This is a genomic window from Kribbella deserti (genome assembly GCF_042434725.1).
In the GTDB taxonomy this organism is placed as follows: Bacteria; Actinomycetota; Actinomycetes; order Propionibacteriales; family Kribbellaceae; genus Kribbella; species Kribbella deserti.
The window spans coordinates 1-629 of record NZ_JBHLTC010000063.1 but is presented as its reverse complement, the minus strand read 5'-3'; the positions used below and the strand labels follow the sequence as shown (position 1 = coordinate 629).

Below are 629 nucleotides of genomic sequence, written 5' to 3'. Positions count from 1 at the left end.
GATCGCGCCGGCGGTGGGGTTGTGCTCGGGGGTGGGGTTGGTGGTGTGGAGGGTGGGTCGGCTGCGGTGGAGTACTTCGAGGCCGAGGTAGCGGCGTCCGTCGGCCCATTCGTCGTGTTGTTCGGCGAGGACGGCGCCGACGAGTCGGATGATCGAGTTGCGGTCGGGGAAGATGCCGACGACGTCGGTGCGGCGGCGGATTTCGCGGTTGAGGCGTTCGTTGGGGTTGTTGGACCAGATTTGGCGCCAGACGTCGCGGGGGAACGCGGTGAACGCGAGCACGTCGTGTCGGGCGTCGTCGAGGTGGGCGTGGACGTCGGGCAGGCTGGTTTCGATCTGGTTCAGGAGTTTGTCGTATTGGGCGTGAACGGCGTCGGTGTCGATTTGGTCGAACACCGAGTGCAGCATCGCTTTCACCCCACCCCAGGCGTGTTTGGGGCAGACGGCCATGAGGTTGGCGGTGTAGTGGGTGCGGCAGCGCTGCCAGCTGGCTCCGGGCAGGTTCGCGCCGATCGCGTCGACCAGCCCGGCGTGGGCGTCGGAGGTGACCAGGGCGACACCGTTGAGGCCGCGGGCGACCAGGTCTTTGAAAAAGCTGTTCCAGCCGGCGCCTGATTCGGCCGTGGAAG

Annotated in this window: 1 protein-coding gene; it reads right to left on the bottom strand. The window is 67.1% G+C overall.

The window, feature by feature from the left end:
• The coding region (locus ACFFGN_RS36010) for an IS256 family transposase (RefSeq protein WP_380057752.1) at positions 1 to 629 on the bottom strand (629 nt) is incomplete at both ends.